11 protein-coding genes are annotated in these 14,468 nt (G+C 64.8%); 5 read left to right on the top strand and 6 right to left on the bottom strand.

The annotated features are described in order from the left end of the window. Positions 1-66 precede the first annotated feature (66 nt). A complete protein-coding gene (gene hemC, locus JHD73_RS09490; protein ID WP_199030039.1) occupies positions 67-1,083 on the bottom strand; it encodes a hydroxymethylbilane synthase in 1,017 nt (338 codons plus the stop codon). 108 nt (positions 1,084-1,191) lie between these two features. Here hemC and ppc point away from each other — a divergent pair, with 108 nt between their 5' ends. Then, on the top strand, positions 1,192-4,197 hold the full coding sequence (ppc, locus tag JHD73_RS09485; RefSeq protein ID WP_199030038.1) for a phosphoenolpyruvate carboxylase: 3,006 nt from the start codon (positions 1,192-1,194) through the stop codon (positions 4,195-4,197). Positions 4,198-4,239: 42 nt separating this feature from the next. Here the strand turns inward: ppc and JHD73_RS09480 are convergent, their stop codons facing one another. Further along, on the bottom strand, positions 4,240-5,676 hold the full coding sequence (locus JHD73_RS09480; RefSeq protein ID WP_233176864.1) for an MFS transporter: 1,437 nt from the start codon (positions 5,674-5,676) through the stop codon (positions 4,240-4,242). A 101-nt stretch (positions 5,677-5,777) separates the two neighbouring features. Here JHD73_RS09480 and JHD73_RS09475 point away from each other — a divergent pair, with 101 nt between their 5' ends. After that, complete coding sequence (locus JHD73_RS09475) at positions 5,778-6,662, top strand: LysR family transcriptional regulator (protein ID WP_199030036.1); 885 nt, start codon at positions 5,778-5,780, stop codon at positions 6,660-6,662. 69 nt (positions 6,663-6,731) lie between these two features. Here JHD73_RS09475 and JHD73_RS09470 read toward each other — a convergent pair whose 3' ends face one another. Then, positions 6,732-7,337 carry a ferritin-like domain-containing protein gene (locus tag JHD73_RS09470; protein WP_199030035.1) on the bottom strand — a complete coding sequence of 202 codons (606 nt, stop codon included), beginning with the start codon at positions 7,335-7,337 and terminating at the stop codon, positions 6,732-6,734. 194 nt (positions 7,338-7,531) lie between these two features. On the opposite strand from JHD73_RS09470, the gene JHD73_RS09465 reads away from it, so the two are divergent. From JHD73_RS09465 to argH, 3 genes are all read left to right on the top strand, one after another. Continuing rightward, positions 7,532-8,176: an RNA polymerase sigma factor gene (locus JHD73_RS09465; protein WP_199030034.1), complete on the top strand. Its 645-nt coding sequence runs from the start codon at positions 7,532-7,534 to the stop codon at positions 8,174-8,176. Further along, positions 8,176-8,895 carry an anti-sigma factor gene (locus JHD73_RS09460; RefSeq protein WP_199030033.1) on the top strand — a complete coding sequence of 240 codons (720 nt, stop codon included), beginning with the start codon at positions 8,176-8,178 and terminating at the stop codon, positions 8,893-8,895. The genes JHD73_RS09465 and JHD73_RS09460 overlap by 1 nt, the downstream gene beginning before the upstream one ends. Before the next feature lie 87 nt (positions 8,896-8,982). Further along, complete coding sequence (gene argH / locus JHD73_RS09455; protein ID WP_199030032.1) at positions 8,983-10,398, top strand: argininosuccinate lyase; 1,416 nt, start codon at positions 8,983-8,985, stop codon at positions 10,396-10,398. Between the two features lie 69 nt (positions 10,399-10,467). On the opposite strand, the gene JHD73_RS09450 is transcribed toward argH, so the two are convergent. The 3 genes from JHD73_RS09450 to JHD73_RS09440 form a co-directional block, all read right to left on the bottom strand. Continuing rightward, positions 10,468-12,747, bottom strand: a complete 2,280-nt coding sequence (locus tag JHD73_RS09450; protein ID WP_199030031.1) for an arginine/lysine/ornithine decarboxylase — start codon at positions 12,745-12,747, stop codon at positions 10,468-10,470. 65 nt (positions 12,748-12,812) lie between these two features. After that, the gene (gene dcd / locus JHD73_RS09445) at positions 12,813-13,379 is read right to left on the bottom strand and encodes a dCTP deaminase (RefSeq protein WP_012762552.1); all 567 of its coding nucleotides are present in this window, start codon (positions 13,377-13,379) and stop codon (positions 12,813-12,815) included. Positions 13,380-13,558: 179 nt separating this feature from the next. After that, the gene (locus tag JHD73_RS09440) at positions 13,559-14,434 is read right to left on the bottom strand and encodes a formate dehydrogenase accessory sulfurtransferase FdhD (protein WP_199030043.1); all 876 of its coding nucleotides are present in this window, start codon (positions 14,432-14,434) and stop codon (positions 13,559-13,561) included. Between the last annotated feature and the right edge of the window lie 34 nt (positions 14,435-14,468).

Genomic DNA, 14,468 nt, shown 5'->3' with positions numbered 1-14,468 from the left:
CGAATCGGCGACAGGTAGCGCGCTGGATGAGGGTGGCAAGCGATCGTCCATGGCGAGCCGTGGATGTTAGGTAGCGGGCGGGGCGTCGGCGCCCAGCATGGCGAGAATCTCACGCGCACCGCCGTTCAGCATCTGCTGGGCGACCTGCACGCCGAGCGCGTCAGCCTCGGCCAGCGTGGACGGTGTGGCTTCGCCATCTGCGGCGAGCTTGCGGGTGCCGTCCTGCGAGGCAACAAAGGCACGCAAACGCAGCGTGCCGGCCTCCGACCACTGTGCAAACGCCGCCAGCGGCACTTGGCACGAACCGCCCAGAATGCGGGACACGGCCCGCTCGGCGGTCACGGCCAGCGCGGTGCGCATGTCATGCAGCGGCGCAAGCGCGGCCTGCACATCAGCACGATCGGCGCGGATCTCGATGCCGAGCGCCCCCTGCCCCGCCGCCGGCAGCGATTCTTCCGGCGCGATGGTCGAACGGATGCGCTCAGCCAGCCCCAGACGCTTGAGTCCGGCGGCAGCCAGGATGATCGCGGCGTAGTCGCCACGGTCGAGCTTGCCCAGACGCGTGTCCAAATTGCCACGCAGCGGCTGAATGACGAGATGCGGGAAACGCGCCCGCAGCGAGGCCTCGCGGCGCAGGCTGGACGTCCCCACCACGGCGCCGGCCGGCAGCGCGGCCAGATCGGCGTAGTCGTTGGAAACAAACGCGTCGCGCGGGTCCTCGCGCTCAAGAATGGCCGGCAGCATGAAGCCTTCGGGCAGTTCCATCGGCACATCCTTGAGCGAATGGACGGCCAGATCGGCACGCCCCTCGGCCAGCGCGACTTCCAGCTCCTTCACGAACAAACCTTTGCCCCCCACCTTGGCGAGGGATCGATCGAGAATCTGGTCGCCGCGCGTGGTCATTCCAAGGATGGACACGTCGCACGCGGGATAGTATTTTTGCAATGCAGCACGCACGTATTCGGCTTGCCACAGGGCAAGCCGGCTTTCGCGCGAGGCGATGACCAGCTTGGTCGGCGCCTGGGCTGCAGGAGTCGTTGCAAGCTGGGATTCGACGGAAGTCGGGCGGGCGGTTGAAGACATGCGGCAATGGTAGCACGCAGCTTTTTCGCCACAGGCCGGCTATCACGTCGGGATGATGCAGAAAAGAGGGCCGTTCAGGCACCTTACCGATCCAACCTAGGAGACACCATGACGCAGCCCGCCGCGCGCCGCGCTTCCTCGCGCGCGACCCCCGCCCGCAAGGCATCCGCCGCCCCCGCCGCCCCCGCCAAGACCACCAAGGCCATCAAGCCGGCCAAACCCGCCACGAAACCGGCGGCCAAAGCCAATGGCGCGGACGGGGCCAACGGCGCATCACTCGGCCCAACCTCGCGCCGCTCGTCGGGCAGCGCCGCGGCCAAGGATCAGCCGCTGAAGGAAGACATCCGTTTCCTGGGCCGCCTGCTGGGCGACGTGCTGCGTGAACAGGAAGGCGGTGCTGCGTTCGAGACCGTCGAGACCATCCGCCAGACGGCCGTGCGCTTTCGCCGTGACGGCGACCGCCAGGCCGAGCAGGAACTCGACCGGCTGCTCAAGGCACTTTCGCGCGAGCAGACCAACTCGGTGGTGCGCGCGTTCAGCTACTTCTCGCACCTGGCCAACATTGCCGAAGACCAGCACCACAACCGCCGCCGCCGCGTGCACGCACTGGCAGGCTCCCCGCCGCAGCCGGGCAGCCTGATGCACGCGCTGCTGTCGGTGGCCGACGAGGGCGTCTCGGGTGAAGCGCTGCGCCGCTTCTTTGATGCGGCCCTTATCGTGCCGGTGCTCACCGCCCACCCGACTGAGGTGCAGCGCAAGAGCATTCTCGATGCGCAGCGCGAGATCGCCCGCCTGCTGGCTGAACGCGACACGCCGCTCACCACCCGCGAGCGCGAGCGCAACACGACGCTGCTGCGCGCGCACGTAACCAAACTGTGGCAGACGCGCATGCTGCGCACCACGCGGCTGATGGTGGCCGACGAGATCGAAAACGCCCTGTCGTACTACCAGACAACGTTCCTGCGCGAGATTCCCGCGCTGTACCGCGAGCTGGAAGAGGATCTCGCCAGCGTGTTCCCGCGCCGCGGTGCGCGCGGCGAGCCGGCCCCGCTGCCGCCGTTCTTCCAGATGGGCTCCTGGATCGGCGGCGATCGTGACGGCAACCCGTTCGTCACGGCGGAAACCCTGCGCTATGCGGCCCGCAAGCAAGCGAGCGTGATCCTCGCGTGGTATCTGGACGAGATCCACGCGCTGGGCGCCGAGCTGTCGATGTCGACGTCGCAGGTGGATGTGAGTGCCGAACTGCTGGCGCTCGCCGAGCAATCGCCCGACCACTCGGAGCACCGCGCAGACGAGCCGTATCGCCGCGCATTGATTGGCGTCTACGCGCGCTTGGCCGCCACCTGCCGCGAGCTGACCGGCGAGGATGCCGGCCGCCACGCCGTCGGCCCCGCCCCCGCATACACGAGTGCAGAAGAACTGCGCGCCGATATCCAGACCGTCATCGATTCTCTGGCGGCCCACCACGGCGAGGTGCTGACCGATGCGCGCCTCGCATCGCTGGCCCGCGCGATCGATGTGTTCGGCTTTCACTTGTCGTCGATCGACCTGCGGCAGGTGTCGGACGTGCATGAAGCGACGGTTGCCGAGCTGCTCAAGGTGGCCGGCGTGGAAAGCGCCTACGCGGCGCTGTCTGAAGCCGACAAGCGCACGCTGCTGCTGCGCGAGCTGCAACAGCCGCGCCTGCTGACGCTGCCGTTCCACACCTACAGCGAGCAGACCACGTCGGAGATCGACATCTTCCGCGCCGCGCGCGAGGTGCGTGCCCGCTACGGCAACCGTATCGTGCGCAACTACATCATTTCTCACACCGAGACGCTGTCCGACCTGCTGGAAGTGATGCTGCTGCAGAAGGAAGCCGGCATGTTCCGCACCGGCGAAACCGGCAGCGGCGCCGGGCTGGACGTGATGGTGATCCCGCTGTTCGAGACCATCGAAGACTTGCGCAACGCCCCGGAAATCATGGGCGACCTGCTCGCCCTGCCCGGCTTTGATGCCGTGCTGGCCGCGCAGGGCAACGAGCAGGAAGTCATGCTCGGCTATTCGGATTCCAACAAGGACGGTGGCTTCCTCACCTCCAACTGGGAGCTGTACAAGGCCGAGCTGGCACTGGTGGAATTGTTCGAGCGCAAGGGCGTGCATCTGCGCCTGTTCCACGGCCGCGGCGGCACGGTGGGCCGTGGTGGCGGCCCGACCTACCAAGCCATCCTGTCGCAGCCGCCGGGCACGGTGAACGGGCAGATCCGCCTGACCGAACAGGGCGAAATCATTTCCAGCAAGTTCGCCAACCCCGAGATCGGCCGGCGCAACCTGGAGACCATCGTTGCAGCCACGTTGGAAGCGACGATGCTGCCTACGCGTAACCGCCCGAAGGGTCTCGAAGAATTCGAAGCCGCAATGCAGGCGCTGTCGGACAACGCCTTTTCCGCCTACCGCAACCTCGTCTACGAAACCCCGGGGTTCAAGGACTACTTCTTCGCCACCACGCCCATCACCGAGATTGCCGATCTGAACCTCGGTTCGCGCCCCGCATCACGCAAGCTGATGGACAAGAAGCACCGCAAGATCGAAGACCTGCGCGCGATTCCGTGGGGCTTCTCGTGGGGGCAGTGCCGTCTGCTGCTGCCGGGCTGGTTCGGTTTCGGCAGCGCGGTGCAGCAGTGGCTGGATGATGCCGGCAACGCAAAGGCCAAGGCCGCGCGCCTGGCTACGCTCAAGCGCATGCACAAGCAGTGGCCGTTCTTTGCGAACCTGCTATCGAACATGGACATGGTGCTGTCCAAGGCCGACCTGAATGTGGCCTCGCGCTACGCGCAGCTGTGCGACGACCGCAAGCTGCGCAACGCGGTGTTCTCGCGCATCTCGGCCGAGTTCACGCTCACCGAGCAGGTGCTGGCGAGCATCACGGGGCAATCGGAGCGTCTTGCCGACAACCCGCTGCTGGCACGTTCGATCAAGAACCGCTTCCCGTACCTCGACCCGCTGAACCACTTGCAGGTGGAACTGCTCAAGCGCTTCCGCTCGGGCAAGGCCGGCAGCGATGATGCGCGCGTGCGGCGCGGCATCCATTTGTCGATCAACGGAATTGCAGCGGGCCTGCGTAATAGTGGTTAAAAGCGAGTGGTTAAAGGCGAGCGGCTAAAAGCGAGCGGTTGATTACGCAGCCAGCGCGATGGCGGCAGGACGACGGCTGATCCAGGCCATCGCCATCGCGCCGGCGTAGGACAGCGTCATCAGCCAGAACACCGTTGGCGAGGCGCGCATCAGATCGGGTACCACCGTGACGACCGCGCCTGCCGCTGCCACGCCCAGCAGGCTGCCGGTCTGCCGGGCGGCGTTGAGCAAGCCCGACGCCGCCCCGGCCAGCTCACCCGGCGCCGCCGAGAGGATGGTGGTCGTCATGGGCGCGATGGCCAATGCGGTACCGCCGCCGTACGCCATCATCACGGCACCAACCAGCCACAGCGGCGCATGCGCAGTCAGCGCAGCCGATGTTGCCAACAAACCCACGGCGCCAATCATCAGGCCGCTCAGCATCATGGTGGGCGTGGAGAAGCGTGCCATCAGCTTGCCCGCGAAGATGTTGCCGGCCGATAGGCTCACAGCCATTGGCAGCATGACCAGGCCGGTCTGGCGCGCGCTTAGGTGTTCGACGTTCTGCAAATGCAGACTCAGCACGAACAGTGCGCCGTAGTAACCAAAGTTCAGCAGAAACCCAACGCCGTTGACGGCGCCCAGCGTGCGATGCGCGAGCCATGCCAGTGGCACCAGCGGTGCACGCGCCCGGCGTTCAGCCATCACGAACAGCACACCGGCCACCGCCGTCAGCAACACGGCACCCCACACCCACGGCGACTGTGCGCCGCGCACCGGCCACTCAATCGCCGCAAAACACAGCGCTGCGAGCATCACCGCGCTGGTCACCTGCCCCGCCCAGTCGAACGGCCGGGCGCGTGCAGGCTGCACATGACGCACGATCACCCACGTGCCCAGCATGCCCACCACGCCCAGCGGCACGTTGATGAGGAAAGCGCTGCGCCAGCCGTATGTGTCAACCAGCACGCCACCCAGCGCCGGGCCCACAGCAGCGGCCGTTGCCACGATGGCACCCCACAAGCCAATGGCCCAGGCCCGCTCGCGCGGGTCTTCAAACGTACTGCGGATCAGCGACAACGAGCTCGGCAGGAACATCGCCGCGCCCACGCCCTGCAAGATGCGCGCGGCAATCAGCGCCGTCACCGAGGGTGCCAGCCCGCACCCGGCCGAAGCCACGATGAATACGGCCATCCCCGCCATGAAGACGGTGTGCGCGCCGATGCGGTCGCTCAGCAAACCACCGGTGAGGATGAAGGCGGCAAAGGCCAGCGTATAGGCGTCAACGATCCAGGCAAGCTCTGCGACGCTGCTGTGCAGGCTGTCGCGCATGGCGATCAGCGCCACGTTGACGACGGTGGTATCCAGCACCGCCATGAACACCCCCGAGGTGAGGATGGCCAGCGTGGCGTTGCGGCGCCAGCGGCTGAGATCCGTAGCGGGCGATACGACAGGAATGGTGTTGCAGGAAGACATGGACGAACCGTTTGGCAGTTTCATGCGACCCAGTGTAGGCTCGTCTAGACATGCAAAAAAGCAGCGTTTTTGCATCGCAGCACAGCAAAAATGCATCACCCACCAATATCCATCGAGAGCAAGACTTGAACTGGGACAACGCCCGCATCTTTCTGGCCGTAGCGCGCACGGGCACGCTGCGCGGCGCAGCACAGCGCCTGGGTGTGGATCAGGCCACCGTCGGCCGCCGCGTTGCCGCGCTGGAGGGCGAGCTGTCGTCCAAGCTGTTCCTGCGGACATCAACAGCGCTAGTGCTCACCCCCGCGGGTGAAGCGCTGATCGGCCCCGCCGAAACCATGGAGCAGGCCGCCCACACCATCGAACGCCGCGTCGCCGGCACGGACGAGCAGCTTGCCGGCACCATCCGCGTGGCCACGACTGACACGATGGCCGCCACCTTCGTGCTGCCGGCCATTACGCAATTGCATCAACGGCATCCGGGCATCGACGTCGTCTGTATGGCCTCCAAGAGCATCGCCAACCTGACCAAGCGCGAGGCCGATATCGCCGTGCGTACGCTGAAGCCCGATGCACCAGACCTCATCGCGCGGCGCATCGGACAAATGGAAACCGGCATCTACGCAAGCCGCCGCTACATCGCTGCACGCGGTGCGCCGGAGGAAGGGAGTGCCTTTGCGGGGCATGACTTGGTCTTGTACCCGCGCAACGAGGTGCCGTGGATGTGGGACGACCTGTGCGGCGAACCGATCACGCGCGGACGCGTCGTCCTGCAGAGCAACTCAGCGATGGCGCTCTTCGAGGCGGTGGCCGCGGGCATCGGGATCACCGAACTGGTCTGCCGCCGTGCAGAGACCTATCCGCAGTTGGTGCGCGTGTTGCCCAACCGCCGCAGCATGCAGGACGTCTGGCTGGTCACACACGCCGACCTGCACAAGACTGCCCGTGTACGAGCCCTCATGGATTGTGTTGTGGAAGCCTTTGACGCTCATGAAAAAGCCGCTGCGCCATAACGAGCGGGTGGCGCAGCGGAGCACACGCCCGCTCGGCGGCCGAGCGAACGCCACAGAGGTTTGCGAGGCTTAGCCGATGAAGGCCACCGGCACCGGGTCCTCACCCAGCGCAGAGAGCAGCACTGCCCAGTGCATGGTTTCATCGCCCAAGATGCTGGCGGCGGCCTTGGTCAGGTCCCGCGTGTAGAAATTGGGCATCACGCCCAGGTATGCCGAGGCCGCGCCTTTCTCCAGCCCTGCGGCAAAGCGCAGCACATCAGCCTGCGTCTTCAACTGGCTAACCGGGAAGTTGTATTCGGCCACTTTCTTTTCCATGACCGGCGTGCCACCCAACTTTGACACGGTACCGGCCAGCACCTGCGCATGGGCTTTGTGATGCCCCTGGAACTTCACGGCCGTATCCAGCACCGGCTTTTGCAGCAGGCCGCTCTCGGCCCCGACTTGATAGGCGGCGATGGCCTGGTACTCCAGCCCCAGCGCTACATTCAAAATATTGATGTCGTCTTTCACGCTGCCTGACTGGGTCTGTGCCCAAGCGGGCAGCGACTGCCCCAGTGATACCGCAGCCAGCGAGCCCAGCGCCATCAAACCCGGCGCACGTAGCAGCACGCGGCGCCGCGCGTCGATACGCGGGGTGTCAGCATCGAACAGATCATCGCCCTTGGTCGTATCCATCGTTGCACTCCTTGTCTTCGTGGGTGAGGAAGCACGGCCTGCTCTAGGCGGGCCGCCGGCGTGTATCCAGCGCCTGCCCCTTATACGAAGGCCGGCAGCAAACAGATGCAAACCGCAGTGCCGCCCCCGTAAATTGCACACATCGGGTACAGTTTCTTCCTACACTGTGGGCAGACCCCTCCACAAAACCGCTCGTGCTCACCTTCCAACGCACCGCCGCAGACTCCACCGCGCAAGACAACGGCGGCTCGCCGATGGCCGCGGGCCGGACCCCGAACGCCGACGCCGAAGCACTCGCAGCCCTGCTGCAGCGTATCGGCCTGGGTGATCGCGATGCATTGCGCACGCTGTATACCTCTTGCGCACCGAAACTGTTTGGGCTCGCGCTGCGTATCTTGGTCAGGAAAGATTGGGCTGAGGACGTCTTGCAAGAAAGCTTCGTCAACATCTGGCGCCACGCCGGCGATTACCGGCCGCATCTGGCCGCACCGATGACGTGGATGACCACCATCGTGCGCAACCGCGCACTCGATTGCCTGCGTCGGCAGCATGCCGAGCGCGTGCAGGAATCCGTGTCCCTGGACGAAACCCATGCTGAGGTGCTTGCCGACCACGCTCCCGGCCCCGCTGATCTCGCGCTCGCCGGTCAGCAGGCGCGTGCGCTGGCCGAATGCCTCAAGCGCCTGGACCCGAAGCAGCGCGAAGTGGTGTCGCTGGCCTATCTGCGTGACCTGTCGCACAGTGAGCTGGCGCAAGCGCTCTCGCTGCCGCTGGGCACCGTCAAATCGTGGATACGGCGTGGGCTGGACCGCCTGCGCGAATGCCTGGGAGCACCGTAATGGACCCGCGCCGTCATCCCAATCTTGTCGACAAGCTGGCCGCTGAATACGCTGTCGGCACACTGCGCGCGGGCGCGCGCCGCCGCTTCGAGCAGTTGATTCGCCGTGATGACGGCGTCCGCGCGACGGCCGAGCGCTGGCAAGGCTATCTGGCTGACCTGCCCGCATTGCAGCCAGCCACGACGCCGCGGCCAGAGATCCTCCACCGCATCGAAGTGCAGCTCGGTTGGCGGGAACCCGCTCCGCCGCCCCGGCGCGGCTGGCAGCACCTATTGCAGGGCGCGGGCTTCTGGCGTGGCGCCACAGCGGCAGTGGCCGTCGTGGCGGCCGTGGCCGTCGGGCTGAACCTGCGGCTGACACAACAATTGCGCGAAGCGCCCATCACCAACGCCGTGGCGGTACTGCAGGACGAACATGCCCAGGCAGCGGTGCTCGTCACGTGGGACGCACGCAGCAGCACGCTGTCGCTCAAGCGGTTGGACACGACACCGCTCACCAGTGAGCAGGCGCTGCAGCTCTGGGCACTGCCACCGGGTGGGCACCCGCAGTCACTTGGTGTGATCGGCCATCAGCGCGCCGTGCGACTAACGGTGGCGCAGCCTCTCGGACAAGTACCGGCGCTGGCCGTCAGCGTGGAGCCGCGTGGCGGCTCTCCCAACCCGAATGGGCCGACCGGGCCGGTGGTCTTCAAGGGCGCGCTGATCGACAGCACCCTGTAGGCACAATGGGCCTAGCGATATAATCGCGGTTTCCTGAATTTGCGGCCGACACACCTCGTTCGGCCGCCCTCCTCCAGCTGTCCGCCCATGACCTCCCAACTCGCCAAGAAGGCCGAAGCGTGGTCCGCCCGCTTTAACGAGCCGGTATCCGATCTCGTCAAGCGCTATACCGCGTCGGTGTTCTTCGACAAGCGCCTCGCACTGTTCGACATTCAGGGCTCGCTCGCGCACGCGGCCATGCTCGCCAAGCAGGGCATCATCGCTGAAGCCGATCGCGCTGCCATTGAGAAAGGCATGGCGCAGATCCGTCAGGAGATTGAAGCTGGCACGTTCGAGTGGAAGCTGGACCTGGAAGACGTGCACCTGAACATCGAAGCGCGCCTGACCGCCATGGCAGGTGACGCCGGCAAGCGCCTGCACACCGGTCGCTCGCGTAACGACCAGGTGGCGACCGACATCCGCCTGTGGCTGCGCAGCGAGATCGATAACATCGTCGGCCTGCTCAAGGCCCTGCGCGGCGCCCTGCTGGACCTGGCCGAGCAGCACACCAACACCATCGTCCCGGGCTTCACGCACCTGCAGGTCGCACAACCGGTGGTGTTCGGCCACCACCTGCTGGCCTATGTGGAAATGTTCACGCGCGACACCGAGCGTATGCTCGACGCCCGCAAGCGCGTGAACCGCCTGCCGCTGGGTGCCGCCGCACTGGCCGGCACGAGCTACCCAATCGACCGCGAATTCGTCGCGCAGCAACTGGGTTTTGACGGCGTGTGCCGCAACTCGCTGGATGCCGTGTCCGACCGCGACTTCGCCATCGAATTCTGCGCCGCCGCCGCGCTCATCATGACGCATGTCTCGCGCTTCTCTGAAGAACTGGTGCTGTGGATGAGCCCGCGCGTAGGCTTTATCGACATTGCGGACCGCTTCTGCACCGGCAGCTCGATCATGCCGCAGAAGAAGAACCCCGACGTGCCCGAACTTGCACGCGGCAAGACCGGCCGCGTCAACGGCCACCTGATCAGCCTGCTCACGCTGATGAAGGGCCAGCCGCTGGCCTACAACAAGGACAACCAGGAAGACAAGGAACCGCTGTTCGATACGGTCGACACCGTGGTCGATACGCTGCGCATCTTTGCCGACATGGCGACTGGCATCACCGTCAAGGCCGACGCCATGCGCGCCGCAGCGCTGCAGGGCTACGCCACCGCCACCGACTTGGCTGACTACCTGGTCAAGCGCGGTCTGCCGTTCCGTGATGCGCACGAAGCCGTGGCCCACGCCGTGCGTGCCTGCGACGACTTGCGTTGCGATCTGGCTGACCTGTCTGTTGCGCAGCTGCGCGACATCAGCGGCCTGGGCGACAAGGCCAACCTGATCGGTGACGATGTGCACGCGGTGCTGACGCTGGAAGGCTCGGTCGCATCGCGCAACCACATTGGCGGGACGGCACCGGAACAGGTGAAGCAAGCGATTGCGTTTGCGCGCGCTGCACTGGCCGAATAACCTGCGGTCGCGCCAAACAAAAACGCCGCGCTGGATCAGCGCGGCGTTTTGCTTTTGTGCGACCGAAACTCAGCGCACGCAGTCGACGAAGTAGCCCAGCTTGCCGTCGATCTCCTCCTCGACCAGCCCGTGGATATCCGTCTCAAAGCCCGGGAACAGCTTGTTGAACTCACGCGCAAACTGCAGGTACTGCACGATCGTCTTGTTGAAGCGCTCGCCCGGAATCAGCAGCGGAATGCCCGGCGGATACGGCGTCAACAGGATGGCGGTGATGCGGCCTTCCAGATCGTCGATGGCCACCCGCTCGATTTCGCGGTGCGCCATCATGGCCCAGGCGTCGGACGGCTTCATCGCCGGTTCCATATTCGACAGGTACATCTCGGTCGTCACGCGGGCCACGTCGTTGGCCTGGTAGACGCTGTGGATGCTGTCGCACAGCTCACGCAGGCCGATGCGCTCGTACTGCGGGAACTGGCGCACGAACTCCGGCAACACGCGCCAGCACGGCTGGTTGTTGTCGTAGTCGTCCTTGAACTGCTGCAGCTCGGTCACCAGCGAGTTCCAACGGCCCTTGGTGATGCCGATGGTGAACATGATGAAGAACGAATACAGACCGGTCTTCTCGACGATGATGCCGTGCTCGGCCAGATAGCGCGTGACGATAGCGGCCGGAATGCCCGAATCGCTGAACTTGCCGTCCACGTCCAGGCCCGGGGTGATGATGGTGGCCTTGATCGGGTCGAGCAGGTTGAAGTCTTCGGCCAGGTTGCCGAAGCCGTGCCAGCGCTCGTTGGCCTTGAGCATCCACGCTTCGCGCTCTTCAATGCCTTCGTCCGACAGATCGTTCGGGCCCCAGACCTTGAACCACCAGTCGTCGCCGCGTCCGCTGCCACCGTTCGTGCCGACGTATTCCTGCTCCACCTTGCGCATGGCGCGGCGGAAGTCCAGGGCTTCGGCAATGCTTTCTTCCACCAGCGCGGTGCCGCCCGGGGCTTCCATCATTGCCGCTGCCACGTCGCACGAGGCAATGATCGAGTACTGCGGGCTCGTCGACGTGTGCATCAGATACGCCTCGTTGAAGCGGTACGTATCGAGCTTGCGCGTCTCGGAATCCTGCACAAGGATCTGCGAGGCCTGCGACAGGCCGGCCAGCAGCTTGTGCGTGCTCTGCGTGGCGAACACCAGCGCATCCTTGCTGCGCGCGCGGCCGTGGCCGATGGCGTGCATGTTCTCGTAGAACGGATGGAACGATGCGTGCGGCAGCCACGCTTCGTCAAAGTGCAGCGTGTCGATTTCGGTCGACAGCATGTTCTTGATCATCTCGGCGTTGTACAGCACGCCGTCGTACGTGCCCTGCGTGATGGTCAGGATGCGCGGCTTCTTGTTCTTGGCCTGGCTCGCAAACGGGTGATCGGCGATCTTCTTGGCGATCGTCTCCGGCTCGAATTCGCTCTTCGGGATCGGGCCGATGATGCCGAAGTGGTTGCGCGTCGGCATCAGGAACACGGGAATCGCGCCCGTCATCATGATCGCGTGCAGGATCGACTTGTGGCAGTTGCGGTCCACCACCACGATGTCGCCGGGCGCCACGTTGGCGTGCCACACCATCTTGTTCGACGTGGATGTGCCGTTGGTCACGAAGAACATGTGGTCCGAGCCGAAGATGCGTGCAGCGTTGCGCTCGGATGCGGCTACAGGACCGGTGTGGTCCAGCAGTTGACCGAGTTCTTCCACCGCGTTGCAGACGTCGGCGCGCAGCATGTTCTCGCCAAAGAACTGGTGGAACACCTGGCCCACCGGGCTCTTCAGGAACGCCACACCACCCGAGTGCCCCGGACAGTGCCACGAATACGAACTGTCCTGCGCGTAGTCGATCAGCGCCTTGAAGAACGGCGGCGGCAATGAATCGAGGTAGTTGCGCGCTTCACGGATGATGTGTCGGGCCACGAACTCGGGCGTGTCCTCGAACATGTGGATGAAGCCGTGCAGCTCGCGCAGCACGTCGTTCGGCAGGTGGCGCGAGGTGCGCGTCTCACCGTACAGGAAGATGGGGATGTCCGCGTTGCGGCGACGCACTTCGGCCACGAATGCGCGCAGGTTCTCGACCGCTTCCGGTTCCGGCTTGTCGTTGTGCGGGTTGATGAATTCGTCGTCGTCGATCGAGACGATGAAGGTGGACGCGCGGCTCGACTGCTGCGCAAACGAGGTCAGGTCACCATAGCTGGTGAGGCCCGTGACCTCCATGCCTTCGTTCTCGATGGCCTCGGCCAGCGCGCGAATGCCCGATCCGGAGATGTTCTCGGAGCGGAAGTCCTCGTCAATGATGATGACGGGAAAGCGGAATTTCATCGGCGTTCCTTAAGATGAAATGGAAGACACCGCTCCGGAAACTCGGAAACGGACAACGATAAGAACTAGGTCTTGGGCAGCGTCACACCGTGCTGGCCTTGATACTTGCCACCACGATCCTTGTACGAGGTTTCGCATTCCTCATCGGACTCGAAGAACAGCACCTGCGCGCAGCCCTCGCCAGCGTAGATCTTGGCAGGCAGCGGCGTGGTGTTGGAGAACTCGAGCGTCACGTAGCCTTCCCACTCGGGCTCGAACGGCGTGACGTTGACGATGATCCCGCAGCGCGCGTACGTGCTCTTGCCCAGACACACGGTCAGCACCGTGCGCGGGATGCGGAAGTACTCCATCGTGCGGGCCAGCGCGAACGAGTTCGGCGGGATGATGCACACATCGCCCTTGAAATCGACAAACGACTTCTCGTCGAAGTTCTTCGGATCGACGATGGTGCTGTTGATGTTGGTGAAGATCTTGAATTCGTCGGCGCAGCGAATGTCGTAGCCGTAGCTCGACGTGCCGTAGGAGACGATGCGACGGCCTTCAGACTCGCGCACCTGACCAGGCTCGAACGGCTCGATCATGCCGTGCTGCTCGGCCATACGGCGGATCCACTTGTCGGATTTGATGCTCATGGGATGCCTTGGATGAACAAATGGGGGCAGGCTTCGCGGTGCGAAAACTGTCCCCATTTGGTCACGCCGGTTGCCGGGCCCGGCGGGGTGATCCCCGTTTGGAACGCGGATTGTACTCCCAAACCTGTGACGGAAAACCCCGCACCGGGCGCAGACTTGCCTGGGCTTTATCGGCCCAATCAGCTGCCTGAGCCCACAGCCTGCGGCAGTTCACCACGCGGGCCGACCACCTTGGCCATTTCCGGCTCAGCCACGAACCGGTCGCGGCCGGCATAGAGCAGGAAGTGCCGGCCAGTGCACCGCGCAAACAGGGTCAGGTTGACCCGTTGAGCCATCTGGTGCCCCATCTGCGTGACGCCCGAGCGCGTGAGCAGGAACGGAATGCCCATCTGCGCGCCCTTGATGACCATCTCGGAAGTCAGGCGCCCAGTGGTGTAGAAGATCTTGTCGCTGCCGTCCATGCCTTCCAGCCACATGCGGCCGGCAATGGCGTCCACGGCGTTGTGGCGGCCGACGTCTTCAATGAAGATCAGCAGTTCGCCGCTCGCATCGAACAGCGCACAGCCGTGCACCGAGCCCGCCTGCTTATAGATCGACTGCTGCAGGCGGATGGTGTCGACCACGCGGTACAGCGTGGTTTGCGTGATGCGCGCCTCGGGCGGCAGGTGGATGGTGTCGATCTCGTCCATCAGCGAGCCGAACACGGTGCCCTGCCCGCAGCCGGTGGTGACGGTGCGGCGGGCGGTCTTCTCGTCCAGGTCGGCAATACCTGCGCGGGTGGTGACGGCGGCTGATTCGGTTTCCCAATCGACCTGCACCGAAGCAATCTCTTCGATGCTGCCGATGAGGCGCTGGTTGCGCAGGTAGCCGAGCACGAGTGCTTCGGGCGCGCCGCCCAGCGTCATCAGCGTGACGAGTTCGCGCTTGTCCAGATAGACCGTCAGCGGGCGTTCTCCGGGGATGTATACCGCGCGTGCGCGGCCCAGCTCGTCGAGCACTTCGACTTCGTCGAGCAATGGAACGGAAGCGTTGGTCAGTTCGGGGCGCAGCGGCATCAGATCTTCGTTCAAACAAACATGCGCACGGCAA

This window comes from Ralstonia sp. ASV6, assembly GCF_016429285.1.
Classification (GTDB): Bacteria; Pseudomonadota; Gammaproteobacteria; order Burkholderiales; family Burkholderiaceae; genus Ralstonia; species Ralstonia flaminis.
This window is presented reverse-complemented; position numbering and strand designations above follow the sequence as displayed.